Source organism: Niameybacter sp., assembly GCF_036655075.1.
GTDB lineage: Bacteria > Bacillota > Clostridia > Lachnospirales > Cellulosilyticaceae > Holtiella.
Map to the genome: position 1 here is coordinate 1 of NZ_JAVVQU010000032.1, position 18,681 is coordinate 18,681.

Annotated in this window: 14 protein-coding genes, 1 tRNA gene, 1 other RNA gene and 1 other annotated feature; of the genes, 1 reads left to right on the forward strand and 15 read right to left on the reverse strand. The window is 37.9% G+C overall.

Annotated features, from left to right (window positions below; genetic code table 11):
* The 12 genes from rnpB to RRY75_RS09720 form a co-directional block, all read right to left on the reverse strand.
* An RNA gene (gene rnpB / locus RRY75_RS09665) (RNase P RNA component class A) lies at positions 1-340 on the reverse strand; the annotation flags it as partial.
* A gap of 40 nt (positions 341-380) precedes the next feature.
* On the reverse strand, positions 381-2,030 hold the full coding sequence (locus RRY75_RS09670; protein ID WP_332490893.1) for a hypothetical protein: 1,650 nt from the start codon (positions 2,028-2,030) through the stop codon (positions 381-383).
* A gap of 23 nt (positions 2,031-2,053) precedes the next feature.
* Positions 2,054-3,151: a Nif3-like dinuclear metal center hexameric protein gene (locus RRY75_RS09675; protein ID WP_332490895.1), complete on the reverse strand. Its 1,098-nt coding sequence runs from the start codon at positions 3,149-3,151 to the stop codon at positions 2,054-2,056.
* Positions 3,139-3,831, reverse strand: a complete 693-nt coding sequence (locus RRY75_RS09680) for a tRNA (adenine(22)-N(1))-methyltransferase (protein ID WP_332490897.1) — start codon at positions 3,829-3,831, stop codon at positions 3,139-3,141. Before RRY75_RS09680 ends, RRY75_RS09675 begins: the two co-directional genes overlap by 13 nt.
* A 73-nt stretch (positions 3,832-3,904) precedes the next feature.
* Positions 3,905-4,984: an RNA polymerase sigma factor RpoD gene (rpoD, locus tag RRY75_RS09685; RefSeq protein WP_332490898.1), complete on the reverse strand. Its 1,080-nt coding sequence runs from the start codon at positions 4,982-4,984 to the stop codon at positions 3,905-3,907.
* Between the two features lie 20 nt (positions 4,985-5,004).
* Positions 5,005-6,765 (reverse strand): DNA primase, encoded by a 1,761-nt coding sequence (gene dnaG / locus RRY75_RS09690; protein ID WP_332490900.1) that lies wholly within the window; start codon positions 6,763-6,765, stop codon positions 5,005-5,007.
* A gap of 24 nt (positions 6,766-6,789) precedes the next feature.
* Positions 6,790-7,797: a deoxyguanosinetriphosphate triphosphohydrolase gene (locus RRY75_RS09695; protein WP_332490902.1), complete on the reverse strand. Its 1,008-nt coding sequence runs from the start codon at positions 7,795-7,797 to the stop codon at positions 6,790-6,792.
* A 104-nt stretch (positions 7,798-7,901) separates the two neighbouring features.
* The gene (locus tag RRY75_RS09700) at positions 7,902-8,771 is read right to left on the reverse strand and encodes a hypothetical protein (RefSeq protein WP_332490903.1); all 870 of its coding nucleotides are present in this window, start codon (positions 8,769-8,771) and stop codon (positions 7,902-7,904) included.
* Positions 8,772-8,986: 215 nt separating this feature from the next.
* Positions 8,987-11,611: a pyruvate, phosphate dikinase gene (gene ppdK / locus RRY75_RS09705; RefSeq protein WP_332490905.1), complete on the reverse strand. Its 2,625-nt coding sequence runs from the start codon at positions 11,609-11,611 to the stop codon at positions 8,987-8,989.
* A 349-nt stretch (positions 11,612-11,960) separates the two neighbouring features.
* Positions 11,961-13,346, reverse strand: coding sequence for a glycine--tRNA ligase (locus RRY75_RS09710; protein ID WP_332490906.1), 1,386 nt, complete (start codon positions 13,344-13,346; stop codon positions 11,961-11,963).
* Positions 13,347-13,401: 55 nt separating this feature from the next.
* Positions 13,402-13,573, reverse strand: a binding site (T-box leader).
* Positions 13,574-13,632: 59 nt separating this feature from the next.
* On the reverse strand, positions 13,633-14,439 hold the full coding sequence (locus RRY75_RS09715; protein WP_332490908.1) for an anti-sigma factor family protein: 807 nt from the start codon (positions 14,437-14,439) through the stop codon (positions 13,633-13,635).
* Positions 14,436-15,065 (reverse strand): RNA polymerase sigma factor, encoded by a 630-nt coding sequence (locus tag RRY75_RS09720; RefSeq protein WP_332490909.1) that lies wholly within the window; start codon positions 15,063-15,065, stop codon positions 14,436-14,438. Before RRY75_RS09720 ends, RRY75_RS09715 begins: the two co-directional genes overlap by 4 nt.
* 180 nt (positions 15,066-15,245) lie before the next feature.
* Between RRY75_RS09720 and RRY75_RS09725 the strand changes: the two genes are divergently transcribed.
* Positions 15,246-15,328 (forward strand) — tRNA-Leu (locus RRY75_RS09725).
* A gap of 16 nt (positions 15,329-15,344) precedes the next feature.
* On the opposite strand, the gene RRY75_RS09730 is transcribed toward RRY75_RS09725, so the two are convergent.
* The 3 genes from RRY75_RS09730 to RRY75_RS09740 form a co-directional block, all read right to left on the reverse strand.
* Complete coding sequence (locus tag RRY75_RS09730; RefSeq protein WP_332490911.1) at positions 15,345-15,833, reverse strand: NUDIX hydrolase; 489 nt, start codon at positions 15,831-15,833, stop codon at positions 15,345-15,347.
* 81 nt (positions 15,834-15,914) lie between these two features.
* Positions 15,915-17,306, reverse strand: coding sequence for a penicillin-binding transpeptidase domain-containing protein (locus RRY75_RS09735; RefSeq protein ID WP_332527575.1), 1,392 nt, complete (start codon positions 17,304-17,306; stop codon positions 15,915-15,917).
* A complete protein-coding gene (locus RRY75_RS09740) occupies positions 17,296-18,663 on the reverse strand; it encodes an FtsW/RodA/SpoVE family cell cycle protein (protein ID WP_332490914.1) in 1,368 nt (455 codons plus the stop codon). The genes RRY75_RS09735 and RRY75_RS09740 overlap by 11 nt, the downstream gene beginning before the upstream one ends.
* Positions 18,664-18,681 lie beyond the last annotated feature (18 nt).

Below are 18,681 nucleotides of genomic sequence, written 5' to 3' on the forward strand. Positions count from 1 at the left end.
TCTATACGCCGGGTTCTGTATCTGACGGTCATCTATCTCGACATGCAGTTACCTACATGCTCTAGCAACCTACCTAAGACGTGACGAGCAGCCACATATGTCTTTATCCGGTCTTGCTCCAGGTGGGGTTTACATGGCTATCTTAGTCACCTAAGACACGGTGAGCTCTTACCTCACCTTTCCACCCTTTCCTACTGCAAGCAGTAGGTGGTTTATTTCTGTTGCACTATCCTTAGAGTCGCCTCCACTGGGGGTTACCCAGCACCTTTGCTCTATGGAGCCCGGACGTTCCTCATCTACAGCCTTTCGGCTTTGTAGACGCGACCATCTGACTTACTTAACAACTTTATTACAATAGCATATTCCTTAACGTGTGTCAACTAGTGGAAGCAACTTCCACCAATAAATTCTCGAATAATAGAGGTATTTGGGATACCTTCTGTATCTGCCGTCAAGAAATATTCTAAGAATTTGAGTAGGCGTTTAGCCTCACTGTAATAAGGAGACTGACGATCTATACCAAACAAAAGAGGTTCTGCTTTTTGTTTGAGCACAGCCAACTCATAGATTAATACTGTATTAAACATCACATCGGCTTCTTCTTGGAATGGGAAAATATTTTTATTCTCTCCACGTCTTACAGATGCCCACTGGGCCAAAGTTTGTTCCGCACTCATCCCTCTGTATTGATTGTCACGAATCATACGACGAATAAGCCTTGTATCTGTTGTTGGAATACGGTTATGGTAGTCTACGTTCAACTGTGTTAAGCAGCTTACATAGATTTTAAATTTATTTTCTCTTGGAATAGCATAGCTAAGGCGTTCATTCAGGCCATGAATCCCCTCTATAACAAGAACATCTTCTTCGCCAAGAGCTACTTTATGCCCTTTATACTCTCTTCTTCCTGTTTTAAAGTTGAAGGTCGGAATCTCTACAGTCTCCCCTGCAATTAATTTAGACATATGCTCATTGAAAAGTTGAATATCAATGGCTTCTAGTGCCTCAAAGTCATACTTCCCATCTTCATCTAGTGGTGTCTGCTCACGATTGACAAAGTAGTCATCAATAGAGATAACATGTGGTGTCAACCCATTCACACGCAGTTGAACACAAAGCCTTTGTGCAAATGTCGTCTTTCCTGAAGAAGAGGGCCCTGCAATCAACACTAAACGTACTTTGGAATGACTTGCAATCTGATCTGCAATCCCTGCAATTTTCTTTTCATGGAAAGCTTCTGCAACACGAATCAAGTCTGGCAACCGCCCTTGGGTAATCACTTTATTCAGGGAAGCTACAATATCTACATCCAAAATACGTGCCCATTCTTCAGACTCTCTAAAGACTGTAGAAAGCTTAGGTTGTGACACAAAGTTTGCTAGCTGTGTTGGACGCGCTTCGTCTGGGAACAGTAAGATAAATCCATGAGCATAAGGCTGAAGTTTAAAACACTTCACATGTTCCACTGAAGGCATCATATATCCATAAAAATAATTATCTACGCCATCTAAGTGATATACGTTTACATTAGATGTCCTTCGGTATCTAAAAAGGGCTTCTTTGTCTGGCATGTCAAGTGTTGCAAAGAGCTTTAAAGCTTCATCTATTGGCAAAGTCGTTTTGGTAATCGGTAAGGCTTTCTCCACCATCTCATGCATATAGGCTTCAATCCGTGCCAAGTTACTTGGTATACAGTCTGCCATCTGGTCAAATTCACAAAAATAACCGCCTGTAATATGGTGATTCACCAGTACCGTTAGATGTGGAAAACACTTTTGTGTCGCTGCAATGAGTAAGAAAGTGGCTGTACGTTGATAAATACGTACCCCATCTTTTTCTGTAAGGTCTATGAAACTTACATCTTCTAGATTTTCTTCTATTTTGCTATAAAGTTCACGCAGGACATTCCCAACCCTTGCCGCTACAATCGGTGTTTGTTTGCCACCTTGGTAGTTTTTTGCAAGCATTTCAAAGGTCGTACCTTTTGGAACTTTAGTACTTTCACCATTTTTAAATTTAATTTTCACCATCTTACATGCCCCCTTCGTTGTCTTTACACAGTTTTAAAGGTTTCACCATCTACCGTAGAACATATAACCTCGAGCATTTGACACTGTGTGGTTAAATAGGTTTGAATCAATGGCATTGCAATATTTTCAGAAGGGTAGTGCCCCACATCAATAACTGTAATACCCTGACTTATGGCAGCTTGTGCTTCATGGAAAGTCACATCTCCTGTGATGTACACTTCGGCACAAGCTGCAGCTGTACCTATGAAAGAAGCACCACTCCCTGAACAAAGTGCAACCTTACTCACTTGGCGGTCTGCTTTTCCAATCAGTCTTACATAAGGAATCTCAAACACTTCTTTAAGCTTTACAATAAGTGCTTCCACACTTATAGATTCACAAACACCTACACGCCCCAATCCTTCTGAACGTGAAACATTTTCTAGTTGGAATACATCATAGGCAACCTCTTCATAAGGATGTACTTGTTGCACCGCTTCTATTATTGTCCCTAAATCTTGAGGATGAATCATACATTCTATTTTGACTTCTTCTACCTCTTCTAGTGTATGTGCGGTACCAACATAAGGGTTACTCCCTTCTAGTGGTATAAATGTCCCTTTTCCTACAGTACCAAAGGTACACCCTATATAGTTTCCTATCGTGCATGTGTTAGCTGCTACTAATACTTCTCTTACCCCTTCATAGTGGGACACTGGAACGTATATCACAAGTTTTTGAAGTGGTGTACGTTCAGTAATTGTTAAAGGGCCTACATGTTGTAACCCTAATCTATCTGCTAAGTAATCATTGATACCACCTTGTGCAATATCTAAATTGGTGTGCATCGCATACACTGCAATATTGTTTTGAATAAGCTTTTGAATCATTAACCCTATTGGTGTATCATAATCAATAGATGCAATAGGTTTAAAGAAGCAAGGATGGTGGGTAACTATTAATTGAGCCCCCTTTTCAATAGCCTCTTCAACAACCTCTAAGTTTAAGTCTAGTGCACAAAGTACCTTTTCAATTTCTGTACTTCTTCCACCAATCATTAGACCCACATGATCCCATTTTTCTGCAAGTCTGGTAGGTGCTAACGTTTCTAAATGGGCCATAATATCTTTTAATGCATACACTTTAACGCCTCCTCAATCAATTCATTCGCTTGTTGAAGTTCACTCATACGCTCTGCTGTTTGATTCCCTTCTAAGGTTTGCAACTTAGTTATAATGTCTGCATAACCTTTTTGCTTATGTTGTAACCAACGTTTATATAAGTCACTGCCCTCTTCTAGCAAATATTGACCATATTCATAATGGCAAGGTTTCACATAGCTTTCCACACCTGGCACTGCCACAATGATAGTGTAGTATTTTCCCTCCTCTTCTAGGAATACTTCACGTGCTATTTTAAAGCCTATACTATGAACATAACGTCGGATTTCTGGAATATTATTTTGGGGTTGTAGGATAAGCGTTCTCATGGTTTTTACAAGTACTAAATCTAATTCTAAAATATCATGTACTAAATAGCCTCCCATTCCCGCAATAACTACCGTATCCATCCGATCTTCTAATTTTATAGTTTGTAAGCCACTTCCTTGTCTAAGTTCAATGCCACTCAGTTGATACTTATCTCTGTTGCGTTTAGCGCTTTCTAAGGGGCCTTTATTAATATCGCTGGCAATACAGTAGCTTGCTTTATGATTTTTTGTTAAATAAATTGGAATATAGCCATGGTCTGTGCCTACATCTACAAGTTTTGCACCTTCTGGTACTAAACTTGCAATAGCACCTAATCTTTTTGATAATTGCACGTTTTACACCTCTTTAATCTCATTTAGTCTCATTTTATATGTCAATAGAAAATAGAAGTTGAGGACTCAACTCCTATTCTAAGTAATCTCTCAATTTTTTACTACGACTTGGATGGCGGAGTTTGCGCAGTGCTTTCGCTTCAATTTGGCGAATACGCTCGCGGGTTACACTAAATTCTTTGCCTACCTCTTCTAATGTTCTGGCCCTACCATCATCTAGGCCAAAGCGTAAACGTAATACTTTTTGTTCCCGTTCAGTTAGCGTATCTAAAACTTCTATAAGTTGTTCTTTAAGAAGGGTAAAGGCGGCAGCTTCTGCTGGAACAGGCACATCATCATCAGGAATGAAGTCCCCTAAATGGCTATCATCTTCTTCCCCAATAGGTGTTTCTAAAGAAACAGGCTCTTGCGAAATCTTCATGATCTCTCGCACTCTTGAAACAGGTATTTCCATTACCTTAGCAATTTCTTCTGGCTGTGGATCCCGTCCAAGTTCTTGTAAAAGTTGTCTTGAAACACGCATTAAGCGATTAATCGTCTCTACCATATGTACTGGAATGCGAATCGTTCGTGCTTGATCCGCAATAGCTCTTGTAATGGCCTGCCTAATCCACCAAGTGGCATAGGTACTAAACTTATAGCCTTTACTATAGTCAAACTTTTCCACTGCTTTAATGAGCCCTAAGTTTCCTTCTTGAATCAAATCCAAGAAAAGCATACCACGCCCCACATATCTTTTGGCAATACTGACAACAAGCCTCAAATTAGCTTCTGCTAGCCTTTTTCTTGCTTCATCATCTCCTTGTTCCATACGTTTTGCCAGTTCAATTTCAGCCGCGCTGGATAAAAGAGGTACTTTCCCAATTTCTTTTAAGTACATACGTACGGGGTCATCCATACTAATACCTTCAGGTAAAGTAAAATCAATCGGGACTTCTTCATCTAAGTCACTTATATTCCTTAAAACATCAATATTTTGTGCTTCTAAATACTCATATATCTGTTCAACTTCCATCTGGTCTAGCTCCAAATCATTAAGGGCATCTACAATGTCTGTTTGCTCTAAGACACCTCTTTTTTCTTTAGCAAGTCTCATCAGTTGTTCAAGTCTCGATTTAAAAGTTGCTTTTTGATTGATATCCTCTTTCACCATTCTTTCATCCCTTCTCTATTCTAACCATTTATAAAATCAATATGCAATTTGTCCAAACTACGCTTTTTCATAAGGAGTGCTTGAACTTCTTGAATATCGGCAGTACACTTAAGTCTCTTTTCTATATGATTACTATTGAGTCGTTTGATGGTTTCTTCTAACATTTTGTGCATCAAATCTTCTTCTTCGTATCTTTCATCTTTTTTCATAAAGATTGTTGAAATGATTTTTTGTTCTTTAATATCTGTATAGCGGTTGTTAAAATAAGTGGCATCCACTTCCCGCGCTGATTTTCTAGCTTCCAAAATAGCACAGGCCAAATCTGCAATTAATCCCTCTTCAAACATTTCAGCTTCTATAAAAGGCTCAACATACTTATAAATGTTCGGGTAATTATAGATTGTACATAAAAACTCCAGTTGCATCGGTATGGTTCCAGTTCCTAATTGTTCCTTCATTTGTGGTGCTCTTTGAACTGGAATATTTTGTTTAGCTACATAGTACTTTTTAATTTCAGCTTCTAGTGCTTCTAAACTTACTTGGTACTTACTAGCAATTTCTTTTGTGTAAATACTTTGCTCAATACTACTTTCTAAATTACCCAAAAGCTTAGCCAGCTCTTGCAAGAATTTTACCTTTTCATCTGGTAATTCTAAGTGGTACTGGCTCTCAATTTCTTTGATTCTAAACCAAACATGACTTTCTGCTTCTTCAAGCAACTTTTGCATCTCTTCTTTACCATGTTTCTTTAAAAACTCATCAGGGTCTTTGCTATCTTCTAGCTGTAAGACTTTCACTTGGATGCCCTGTCCACGTAAAATGGGAATTGCACGCAACGCTGCCTTCTTCCCTGCGCTATCACTATCATACAAGATAACCACCTGCTCTGCGCAGCGTTTGAGTAGTCTCGCATGCCCCTCTGTAAAAGCTGTACCAAGGGATGCCACAGTCTGCGTAAAGCCCGCCATATGCATCGCAATAACATCCATGTATCCCTCTACTAAAATGAAATAAGGATATTTGTTTTGCCTTGCAATATGCAGGCCATAGAGGGTACGACTTTTGTCAAAAAGCAAACTTTCTGGAGAGTTTAAGTATTTAGGCTGACCTTCTCCTAGTATACGTCCACCAAAAGCCACCACCTTTTTATTTGCATTAAAAATGGGAAACATGACACGGTCAGAAAATCGGTCAAAGACGACACCTTTTGACTTACTTTTAATAAAAAGGCCACTCTCAACCAAATCTTCATCTTGATACCCCTCTTGTTTCATCATACGATAGAAAATATTATAATCCGCTGGGGCATAGCCTAGCCCAAAGTGCTTGATGACATCATCGCTAATACCACGTTGATGAAAATAATTCAAAGCATGCTCATTTTCTTTTGCATTTAAACTATAGTAATAGTATCTAGCTGCCTTTTTGTAAATTTCTAAGAAAAGAGCCTTTTTATTGGCTTTACCGCCATCATCATACTGCTTTTCCATGCCATCTAAATCAATATTGACCTTCTCTGCTAAAAATTGTATAGCTTCTGGAAATGTCATATTTTCCTTCTGCATTACAAATGTAAAAACATTTCCTCCTGCACCACATCCAAAGCAATAATACATTTGTTTATCATCACTTACAGAAAAAGATGGTGTTTTCTCGTTATGGAAAGGGCATAATCCGGTATGGGAATGTCCCTTTCTTGTTAAGGCAGTATACTCGGAAATGATAGATATAATATCACTCTGTTCCCTGATCCTATCAATAATCTCGTCAGAATAATACATCTAGCTTCCTCTTTTCTATATAATCTAATAAATATTCCACGAGGTTGGAAAAAATAACTCACAATAAGCGTGGAGTGCATAGCGATCTGTCATTCCTGCAATGTAATCACATACAACCTTTATTTTTTCCTCCCCTTCTTGAAGTTCTCTCAAGTAGTTTTGTGGTAGTTTGTCAGGTTTATCCATATAATATTCATACAGCTGTTTCACCACATGCTTAGCCTTTTCTTCTTGCTCTTTAGCAATTGACCCGACATAAACTTTTTCAAATAAGAAAGCACGCATAGCCTTAAAGGCACTAGCAACCTCCTCGCTCATTCCAACTTGTGGTGTCCCATAACTGGTCTCTATAATATCCGTAATCAGTGTATTAATCCTTTTAGAAGAAGTTTCCCCTAAAATAGATAAATAGTTACTTGGCAAGTCTGACACTGCTAATACTTTTCCTCTTAGGGCATCGTCAATGTCGTGATTAACATAGGCGATTTTATCTGAAATTTGAACAATTTTGCCTTCAAGGGTTGCTGGGCTTCCTTTGGTTTGATGATTCAATATCCCATCTCTTACTTCCCATGTGAGATTCAAACCTCGGCCTTTATTTTCAATATATTCCACCACTCTCAAGCTTTGCAAGTTGTGGTGAAATTGATGACTTGTAAGCTCTTGAAGCATAAACTCACCGATATGGCCAAAGGGTGTATGGCCTAAGTCATGACCTAAGGCAATGGCTTCAACCAAATCTTCATTTAACCTCAGTGCTCTAGCAATTGTTCTTCCAATTTGTGCTACTTCTAATGTATGTGTAAGTCTCGTCCTATAATGGTCTCCTTCAGGCGAAATAAAAACTTGTGTTTTATGTGCTAAACGCCTAAAAGCTTTCGAATGTAAAATCCGATCTCTGTCCCTTTGAAATGCAGTACGCACCTCACACTCTTCCTCACGTCGCACACGTCCTTTAGATGTCGCTGCCTTCTGACTAAAAGCCTGTAAGTGTTCTCTTTCAAATTGTTCTTGAATTTGTCGTTGACACATTTTTCCGCCTCCTTACACACTATAATTATACGACACAAATAGTTGATTTCCTCTTTTTTTTATAGATTCCTTGATAAACCTGTCCTATAAGGTATTATAGCATATTATTTTGAGACTTTGGTATAAGAAAGCAACGTCTTTTCTTCCTCTAAAGTATTTGCTACAGCCCCTATAGCTGTTGCAAATACAGCTTGCTTAGGGATAATAAAATGTATGCCATGCATTTGACCAATACCATCAAAAATGGCCTGAGCTTGAGGCAAAGTAGTTAGTGATCCCGTTAACACAACTTGTCGTATAGATGTATTTTGGCAAGCAAACACTGCCATCATTCCTATCGTTTGAAAAATCATATTAATTAGGCCTTTGGCTATATCTTGCTCTTGTACATGACTTTTAACTGAACCAAAATTAGATGCTGTAGCATCTTCAGGCAAAGATGGGATTTTTTCATGAGTAATATCCTGAATGACTAAATCTACCATACCCAAGTCTCCAAGAGTTGCCATATCTCCAACTACACTACTATCTTGCTGCCCCAGTGTAAGCTTCGCAAGGCCTAACAAAGTTCCTCCTCCTACACCACTTCCACCTATATGTTTCACTTCACCTGCTTTCACACAAACAAAAGCTGTACCTGTCCCCATACTCACTACCAAGGCCTCTTCAAGCCCTGCAAGATGAACCCCACCTAGACCAATAGCTTCAAACTCCTTAACCTTATAAGTAGGAATATCAAAAATAGTTTCTTCTATAAAAGAAGCACCTACTCCTGTCAAAATAATACGTTTGACTGCCCTTAAAGAAAGTTGATGTGTTTTCAAGAAGTTTCCAATAGCACCATATAATGAAGTCATTTGATCTGTTGCCCGTACTTGCAAGGTACCTATCAACCTTTGGTCTAAATCATAACCTATGATTTTAGTTGTTGAACCGCCTACATCTACTCCTAAAACAACTTGCATTTCACTCATTTGTCTCATCCATTCTTTACTAAATAGTTTTTATATGTCGCTATTATAGCACATTGTATTTCCAAATTTTCAAGTTAACAACATTTTAACATAGCTTAAAAACCCCAATACACTCAGATATTCTAAGTTTAAGCCCTACATTAAAAAGCGCATCCAACTAAAATAACCTAAGAGGATGTCTATCCTCTTAGGTTATTTTCTATAACAAAAATTAATTATTTATTTTTAAGTGCTGCTTGTGCTGCCGCTAAACGTGCAATAGGTACACGGAATGGAGAACAAGATACGTAGTTTAAGCCGATGTTGTGACAGAATTCAATAGATGATGGATCCCCACCATGTTCCCCACAAATACCTAGTTTAATATTTGGTCTTGTACTACGTCCTTTTTCAGCTGCCATTTGTACAAGTACACCTACACCTGTTTGATCAAGTCTTGCAAATGGGTCTGATTCGTAGACACCTTTTCCGTAGTAGTCTTCTAAGAATTTACCAGCATCATCACGTGAGAAGCCGAATGTCATTTGTGTTAAGTCGTTTGTACCGAATGAGAAGAATTCTGCCTCTTCAGCAATTTGGTCAGCTGTTACTGCTGCACGTGGAATTTCAATCATTGTACCTACATGATATTCAAGTTCTACACCTGCAGCTTCGATTGCTTTATTCGCAGCTGTTACAACAACATCTTTAACATATTTTAATTCTTTGACTTCGCCAACAAGTGGAATCATAATCTCAGGAATAATGTTATAGCCTTTTTCAGCTTTTACTTGAAGTGCTGCTTCAATGATTGCACGTGCTTGCATTTCAGCAATTTCTGGATAAGAAACTGCAAGTCGGCATCCACGATGTCCCATCATTGGGTTGAATTCATGAAGTGATTCAACTGTAGCTTTTAAATCTTCAAAAGTAATGTCCATATTATCAGCAAGTTCTTTAATATCTTCATCTGAATGAGGTAAGAACTCATGAAGTGGTGGGTCAAGAAGACGTACAGTTACTGGTCTTTCTTCCATAGCTTCGTAGATGCCTACAAAGTCACCTTTTTGAAGTGGAAGAAGGGCTTCAAGTGCTTCTCTTCTTTCTGCTTCAGCTTTAGCTACAATCATTTTACGTACTTTCATAATACGATCTTCTTCAAAGAACATATGCTCTGTACGGCAAAGTCCAATACCTTCAGCGCCAAATTTAACAGCATTTTGTGCATCTTTTGGTGAGTCAGCATTTGTACGTACTTTAAGTGTACGATATTTGTCAGCCCAAGCCATGAATGTTTCAAAGTCCCCTGTAATTTCTGGCTCTACAGTTGCTACGTCTTCACCATAGATGTTACCTGTTGAACCATCAAGTGAGATGTAATCCCCTTCACCAAATGTCATCCCACCAAGTGAGAATGTTTTAGCTTCTTCATCAATTTTGATTTCACCACAACCAGATACACAGCATGTCCCCATACCACGAGCAACTACTGCTGCATGTGATGTCATCCCACCACGTACAGTTAAGATTCCTTTTGCTGCTGCCATACCTTCAATATCTTCTGGTGATGTTTCAAGACGAACAAGAATGACGCGTTCTCCTCTTGCACCAGCTACTTTCGCATCATCAGCTGTGAAGTATACTTTACCAGCTGCAGCACCTGGAGATGCTGGTAATGCTTTGCCAATTACTTTGGCTTCTTTAAGTGCTTTAGCATCAAACATTGGGTGAAGTAATTGATCAAGTTGTTTTGGTTCTACACGAAGCACCGCTGTTTCTTCTGTAATTTGTCCCTCTTCTACTAAGTCTACCGCAATTCTTAAAGCAGCTGCAGCTGTTCTTTTACCATTACGTGTTTGTAAGAAGTAAAGCTTACCATCTTCTACAGTGAACTCCATATCTTGCATGTCATGGAAGTGGTTTTCAAGTTTATTTGAAATAGCCATAAACTCTTCATAAACAGCTGGCATATCTTGTTCAAGTTGTGAAATGTGGTTTGGTGTTCTAATACCAGCAACTACGTCTTCACCTTGAGCATTGATTAAGTATTCACCGTAAATTAAATTTTCACCAGTAGACGGATTTCTTGTGAAGGCAACACCTGTACCAGATGTTTCACCCATGTTCCCGAATACCATCATTTGTACATTTACTGCTGTACCCCAGTTAGATGGATAATCGTTCATTCTTCTGTACACAATTGCACGTGGGTTCATCCATGAACGGAATACTGCTTTAATAGATTCCATCAATTGGTCTTGTGGTTCTTGTGGAAAATCTACTCCCTTCACTTCTTTGTATAACGCTTTATAACGTATAACCATTTCTTTTAAGTCACTAGCATCGAGGTCTGTATCTAATGTAACGCCTTTTACTTCTTTCATTTCATCAATAATTTTTTCAAAACGTGGTTTTGGAATTTCCATTACAACGTCTGAGAACATTTGGATAAAACGACGATATGAGTCATATGCAAACCTTTCATTTTGTGTTTTGTTTGCAAGACCAGCTACAGCTTCATCATTAAGGCCTAAGTTAAGTACTGTATCCATCATACCTGGCATTGATACTCTAGCACCTGAACGTACAGATACTAAAAGTGGGTTTTCATTGTCACCAAATTTTTTGCCTGAAATTTCTTCAAGTTCCACTAAAGCTGATTTGATTTGATCTTGGATTGCATCTGATAAACTTTGATCATTATTGTAGTACTCTGTACAAGCTTCTGTTGTCACTGTGAATCCTTGAGGAATTGGTAACCCTAATTGTGTCATTTCAGCAAGGTTTGCACCTTTACCTCCGAGAAGGTTTTTATCTTTCCCATTTCCTTCTTTAAACATATATACCCATTTTTGGCTCATGTATGTACCCTCCTAGATTTTCTTTAAGAATTGTTAGCACTATTTTTGCGACGAATAGTAAATAACTAATTTTTCTCGTTTCGTTATCATTATATCATAAATTATTAATTTTAAAATAGTATTTTATTATTTTCTAATCAATTTTGTTATTTTAATAATTTATACACAAAAATAAAATATTTTTTTATCTAATTGTGACGATTTTTTCTCTTATTAATTTATTTTTTAAACATTATTATATATAAACTATATCTTTTTACTTTCATAGTTTATATATAATAATAAAAATAATAAACAAACACCCCGAAATGTATCATTCCGGGGTGTTTGTTTATTATATAAAATCCTATTAGAATTCCATTTTGCTTTCAATATAGTTAACAAGCTCGCTAATTGCTACACGTTCTTGGGCCATAGTATCACGATCTCTTACAGTTACCATATGATCATCTTTAGAATCAAAATCGAAAGTAATACAGAATGGTGTACCAATTTCATCTTGTCTTCTATAACGTTTACCAATTGAACCACTTTCATCGTATTCTACGTTGAAGTGTTTAAGAAGTGTATGATATACAGCTGTTGCTTCTTCTGATAATTTTTTAGAAAGTGGTAAAACAGCCGCTTTTACTGGTGCAAGTGCTGGATGGAATCTAAATACAGTACGTGTATCGCCATCTTCAAGTGCTTCTTCGTCATATGCTTCACAAAGGAATGCCAAAGTTACACGATCAGCTCCAAGTGATGGTTCAATACAGTATGGAATGTATCTTTCATTTGTTGTTTGATCAAAGTAAAGCATTTCTTCACCAGAATGTGTACTATGTTGTTTAAGGTCATAATCTGTACGAGATGCAATACCCCAAAGTTCACCCCAACCAAATGGGAATAAGAACTCGATATCTGAAGTTCCGTTGCTGTAGTGTGAAAGTTCTTCTTCAGAGTGGTCACGCATACGCATGTTTTCTGGTTTTACACCTAAATTAAGAATCCAATCCTTACAGTAATTTTTCCAGTAGTCAAACCATTCAAGCTCTGTACCTGGTTTACAGAAGAATTCAAGTTCCATTTGTTCAAATTCACGCGTTCTGAAGATGAAGTTACCTGGGGTAATTTCATTTCTAAATGATTTACCAATTTGTCCAATACCGAATGGTACTTTCTTTCTACTTGTACGTTGTACATTTTTAAAGTTAACAAAGATCCCTTGCGCTGTTTCTGGTCTTAAGTAAACAGTATTTTTAGAGTCTTCAGTTACACCTTGGAAAGTTTTGAACATTAAGTTGAATTGACGAATATCTGTGTAGTCATGAGCTCCACATGTTGGACATGGAATTTGGTTGTCTGAAATAAATTGTTGCATTTGTTCGTTTGACCAACCATCTACTACAAGATCTTCACCTTTTTCATGCATGAAATCTTCAATAATTTTATCTGAGCGGAAGCGTTCTTTACAAGCTTTACAGTCCATAAGAGGGTCACTAAATCCACCTACATGTCCTGAAGCTACCCATACTTGTGGGTTCATTAAAATTGCACAGTCCACACCTACGTTGTAGGGACTTTCTTGAATGAATTTTTTCCACCAAGCTTTTTTAACGTTGTTTTTAAGTTCTACACCCAATGGGCCGTAATCCCAAGTATTCGCAAGTCCTCCATAAATTTCTGAACCTGGATATACAAATCCTCTAGATTTTGCTACAGCAACGACTTGTTGCATTGATTTTTCTTGCATCTCATTACCTCCTTGTTTGTTAAATAAATAAAAAAACCTTTCGTCTCTTGCCTAAGCAAGGGACGAAAGGTTACTTCCGCGGTTCCACCCTAATTGGATAACGAGTTATCCCACTTTCATGGTTTGCTCCAAAGCGCCTTCATAAAATGATACCGTAACTGGCTTCCACCCTCCCAGTCTCGCTTAAACGTTTCGCTTTTACTACTCCTCTTTCTCATCGCAAACATAAATATGCATTTATGACTATAATGTAACAAAAAGCCTTGCACGTGTCAAGTATCTGAACCTATTCTTTTGGTGCAATAATAAGATGTAGCATAACTTCATCATCACCTTTGCTTACCACAAGGTCATTTTCACTATCTATCTGTAATACTAATTGCGTTTTGAAATCAGCTTTATCTACACCTTGTAGAACATAGGTAATGACACCCTCTTGCTCCCATGTCTCCAGTCCAACTTGCCTACTTACACAATAGTCTTCTACAAACTGTATAAGTGCTGTTACATCACTGCATACAACATTCCATTGTTCACTTGTAGCCTCATAAGCCACTCTCTCAGTCGCTGTAGCTGCATAACCTACACGCTTTCCCTCTTCTTCAGGCATAAGGGCATAGCTTTCTGCCTGCGCTCTAGATTTAGATTGCTCTGGCGCACTGGCGAGTGGAGATACTTGAGTCGCACCTATTTGTGGGTCTTGCCCACTTGGTACAAGCACAAATCCTATTACTACTGCAGCGGCAAGTCCTGAGGCATAAGTGAGCCAACGGTAAACACTTTTTTTACTTTTTTTCTCTTTCACTACTGTTCTTTTTATATCTTGAACACAGGGTTCTTTGATTTGTAATTGTTCCATTTCCACTCGGGACTGTTCTTTAAGTAATGCTTTGTGTACTGAGGCATGAAACCCCTCTGGAAGTGGTACATCCTCTAGGTCTTCTAATCCTTTAATCATCATATGCATCATTTCAAACGTCTCTTGGCATGTAGGGCAATCTTTAAGATGTACTTCAAGCTGCAATTTTTCGTCATATGATAAGGCATCATCTAAATAAAGGGATATTAATTGTTGGTAGTCTTCACATTTCATATGTTGCCCTCCTTCTTAATCGTTTGACGAAAAAAAGACTTATAAGGTTCCTTATTTTGGGTTAAAATCTGTTTCATAGCAAGTCGGGCTCTTGAAAGCCTAGATTTTACAGTCCCCTTATTCATTTCTAAAGCTTCTGCGATCTCATCATAGCTAAGTCCTTCTATATCTCTTAAGAGAAGAATTTGTTTATATTCTTCTTTAACTTCGGTTAAAGCCTGTTTCATAATATCTTGAAGCACCATCTGCTCCACATGTTCACCCATCTCATCTCTTTTAGAACCCACTTCTAAAACCCACTCAGTCTCTGAATCTTTAGATGTCTGATAAAGAGAAACCTCTTCTTCTAAACGGTGCTTTCTTTTTCTAATAAGATCGAGACATTGGTTCGTGCTAATACGATAAACCCAGGTGCTAAACTTAGAATTCCCCTCAAACGTATGCAGTTGTTTCCACAGTTTCACACAAATTTCTTGAGCCCCATCATAGGCTTCTTGCTCATCCCCTAGCATACGCAAGCAAATGTTATAAATGCGTTTTTCATAATCTATGATTAAAGCTTCAAAAGCCGCAATATCTCCATTTTGTGCTTTACAAATCAAGTGTTTCTCTATTTGTTCATCCAATTGACTAGTTCCTTTCTTCCTTAACTTATGACCCTATTATTATCCTCATTATCATATCATATTTCCAACTCGATGACATCTTTATTCCCATGTCTGTAAAAAAACATAGTTCTCATCAAAAAAATTGGCAAATTATGCTTGAACTTTTAAGATGAATCTGCTATGATAAAAAAGCAACCGGCGGATGTGGCGGAATGGCAGACGCAGCAGACTCAAAATCTGCCGATGGTAACATCGTAAGGGTTCGAGTCCCTTTATCCGCATAAAAACCTGAAAAGTTTACTTTTCAGGTTTTTTCTTTTTTATATCCATTTGTATGCGATCCCATTTATTCTCTTTTCTTAACTCTAGATACATTTGATACCCTTTTTTTAAAATATACTTTTCATCAGAAAACCTAATAAGATGATACGCTTCGTGAAATTTGTAATACCCACTATCTAAAAAGTGTTCTTCACGCTGCGGTTTGCTATAAAAGTTCCCAGCACGCATTAAATACCAATGAACGGTTTTATTGACCAAGTCATCTTTCCCTTGAAAAGTATATTGGGTAGACCCAATATACTCTACAATTTGTGCATCTACCCCTGATTCTTCCTTAACTTCTCTTATAGCTGTCATCTCATTGGTTTCGCCGTGTTCTACAGTCCCTTTAGGAAGCACCCAGCCTACATATTTATATTCCCTTTTACTCTTGATATCTTTATACAAGGCAAGGACTTTCCCCTTATGCACGACAACGCCACCACAACTGACAGTTTCAATCATAAAGCCACCTGTCTTTCTTTTATACTCTAGTTAACTTTAGTATAGCTTGTTTGAACTTATTTTTCAACCAAATCCAAAGGACTATTCATCTTTATAAGCTTCTAATAAAGTACGTGTCACATCAAGAGCTTTTGAACCTTTCCCACCTTGTTCTACAACAACAGCAAAGACAATACTTTCTTTCTCTCCATCCTTATCTTCTGCAAAACCTACAAATAAAGAATGATCTCCACCTGTTTCATTTTGAGCAGTTCCCGTCTTACCACCAATAGTCATATCACTTCGATATACTCGATTGCCTGTCCCTTCTTCTACTACTTTAATCATTAGATCTTTTAATGTTCTACAAAGTGACTCATCTAAATAAGTACCTTCATATTGAGGTAAGTTTTTAAGTTCTATTTTTCCTTTAGTATTCACGGAATAGTCTACAATATAAGGTGACATGAGTACACCATCATTGTAGATAATCGAAGCTACCATAGCCAAGTGTAACGGAGACATCAACGTTTCACCTTGCCCCATATACGTAGCAAGCTTATTGAAGGCATCACTCTCATCTGTTAATTTGAAAACACTAGCCTTATAGTCAATTTGCGCCCCTAATGCACGATTAAATAGAAGGTCTGTAGCAACTTTTCCTAATGCCTGAGGTGACACTTGGTCACTTAAGGAGATAAAGTACGTATTACAAGATTTAATAAAAGCCGATTCTAAATTGACCACTCCATGTGCCTTGCCATTAATACATTTAATCTCATAACCATTTTTAGAAATCATGCCTTTACAATCATACTCATAGTTGAAGGCACCCTCTCCAAGTTGTTCTAAGTAAGCAATGGTTGTCAAAATTTTAAAGGTTGATCCGGGTGGATACAGACCTTGAGTCGCTCGATTAAGGAGTACACTGCTATTGGTATCTTCTACTAAACTTCCCCAGTTCTCTCCAACTGTATTGGGATTGAATCCTGGATTGGAGTACAATGCCTTGATTTTTCCGGTACCTGGTTCAATAGCTACTACAGCACCCTGGTAGTCTCCAAGGCCCTCTCTACTGGCTTGTTGAAGCTTATGGTCTAAAGTCAAATAAACATCATGCCCTTTAAATTTTTCATCTGTAAAAGCAAAAGCAAAAAGTGATCTAAGCGTGTAATTGGGGTACAACAGTTCAACATTTGCTCTTGCTTCCACCCCAGCTTTGTCATGTCCTACATAGCCCACGGCATGAGCATAAGTTTTCCCATAAGGATATTCGCGCTTGCCATTTTTGCTTGTTGCAAGTACCTCCCCGTTGGTATCTAAAATATCTCCTCGTACTACTTCACTTTCTAAGTGATCTAAACGTTTATTATAAGGATTAACAATCAACTTCTTACTTTCTACAACAGTAAAGTAACCCATATAGGCAATAACACCTACAAAGAGGAGTAAAAAGACACTGGCTACTCGGTAAATATAACGATTATTCTTCAATCTCTTTCCCCTCCTTTCTTGCAAACTTGAGCGTTTTACGTACAAAATAAGTAAGAATCCCCATCATCGCTAGGCATACAAATAAGGATGTACCACCATAGCTTACAAAAGGTAAAGTAATCCCTGTAAGTGGAATAAGCTTCAACACCCCACCTACTATAATCAAAGTTTGCAAACCAATAATGACTACAAATCCAATACATACAAACTTTGTAAAGTCTCCAAGCTGGATAAGTGCACCTTTAAGTCCTTGTAAAATAAGTCCTAAAATCACTAGTAAGACTACTATTCCTACAATATTCCCAAGTTCTTCACATACTGCTGCAAAGATATAATCGGTCGTAACAATAGGAATTTTGTTAGGAATCCCACGAGTAAGTCCACTTCCAAACCAGCCCCATGTACCAATGGCAAAGAGACCCTGTACAACTTGATAACCTGTGTTGGAAATATCCGCCCAAGGATCTAGCCAAGCCTCCACTCTTATTCTTACATGTCCAAAGCATAAGTAGGCTAGGCAAGCCGCTACACCTCCGCCTGCTATCCCTATTAAAGGTAAAAAAGCACTTGTTGTACCGATATATAGCATAATTAAAAAGGTAAGTCCATAGAGTAAGGCGCCTCCTAAATCTCTTTGAAGAACTAACATCATTAAGATACTCCCTACAAACAAGACAGATTGAAAAATGACAGAAAGCTTATGTGGCTTAAAGTCAAACTCATCAAAATGTGCTGCTAAAAATAAGACAAAGGTTACCTTTCCAAACTCAGAAGGTTGAAATCCAATTCCTGCAATCTCTACCCAGTTCATGGCACCATACTTGGACTCTCCAAACAGGAACGGGAGCATAATCATCCCTAGTGTGAGTCCCATATAAAGTAACTTAAATTTAGAGTGTAGCATTTTTCCACAGATTGTAGGTAAGAACATAGCTACACACATACCTAATATAAACCACGTAATTTGTTTGGTCGCTTCTGCATGATTTAAACGCTCTAACATAATGTAGCTAACATCTACAAGAAAAAAGATAATATACCAAATCACTAGCTCATCTTGTCTTTTTAAACGTAACATAAGCCATCTGATAAAAACCATCGCTACAACAAGAATAATACTATTAATAATAATCCCTTGTCGCATCTGCAAGCTTGTAGCCTTTCCAAACAAAATAGCTGTTCCCCCTAGGTGAAAAAAGAGGATACATGAAAACATAAGGGAATACTTATGAATAGGTTGGCCAAGGGAATAACTGATAAAAGGTTTCATAAAACTAAAAATCAGTACCACAAAAAGTATGGCAAACCCTGCAAATATAAAACGACTTAGTAAAATCATTAACTCTAAATAGGCCATTTCATCACCTCTTTTTCT

Excerpts from the sequence above, each read along its gene's own strand:
- RRY75_RS09695 (WP_332490902.1), bottom strand. The coding sequence starts at position 7,797 with ATGTGTCAACGACAAATTCAAGAACAATTTGAAAGAGAACACTTACAG.
- ppdK (WP_332490905.1), bottom strand. The coding sequence starts at position 11,611 with ATGAGCCAAAAATGGGTATATATGTTTAAAGAAGGAAATGGGAAAGAT.
- rpoD (WP_332490898.1), bottom strand. The coding sequence starts at position 4,984 with ATGGTGAAAGAGGATATCAATCAAAAAGCAACTTTTAAATCGAGACTT.
- RRY75_RS09670 (WP_332490893.1), bottom strand. The coding sequence starts at position 2,030 with ATGGTGAAAATTAAATTTAAAAATGGTGAAAGTACTAAAGTTCCAAAA.
- RRY75_RS09740 (WP_332490914.1), bottom strand. The coding sequence starts at position 18,663 with ATGGCCTATTTAGAGTTAATGATTTTACTAAGTCGTTTTATATTTGCA.
- RRY75_RS09700 (WP_332490903.1), bottom strand. The coding sequence starts at position 8,771 with ATGAGTGAAATGCAAGTTGTTTTAGGAGTAGATGTAGGCGGTTCAACA.
- RRY75_RS09710 (WP_332490906.1), bottom strand. The coding sequence starts at position 13,346 with ATGCAAGAAAAATCAATGCAACAAGTCGTTGCTGTAGCAAAATCTAGA.
- RRY75_RS09730 (WP_332490911.1), bottom strand. The coding sequence starts at position 15,833 with ATGATTGAAACTGTCAGTTGTGGTGGCGTTGTCGTGCATAAGGGGAAA.
- RRY75_RS09715 (WP_332490908.1), bottom strand. The coding sequence starts at position 14,439 with ATGAAATGTGAAGACTACCAACAATTAATATCCCTTTATTTAGATGAT.
- dnaG (WP_332490900.1), bottom strand. The coding sequence starts at position 6,765 with ATGTATTATTCTGACGAGATTATTGATAGGATCAGGGAACAGAGTGAT.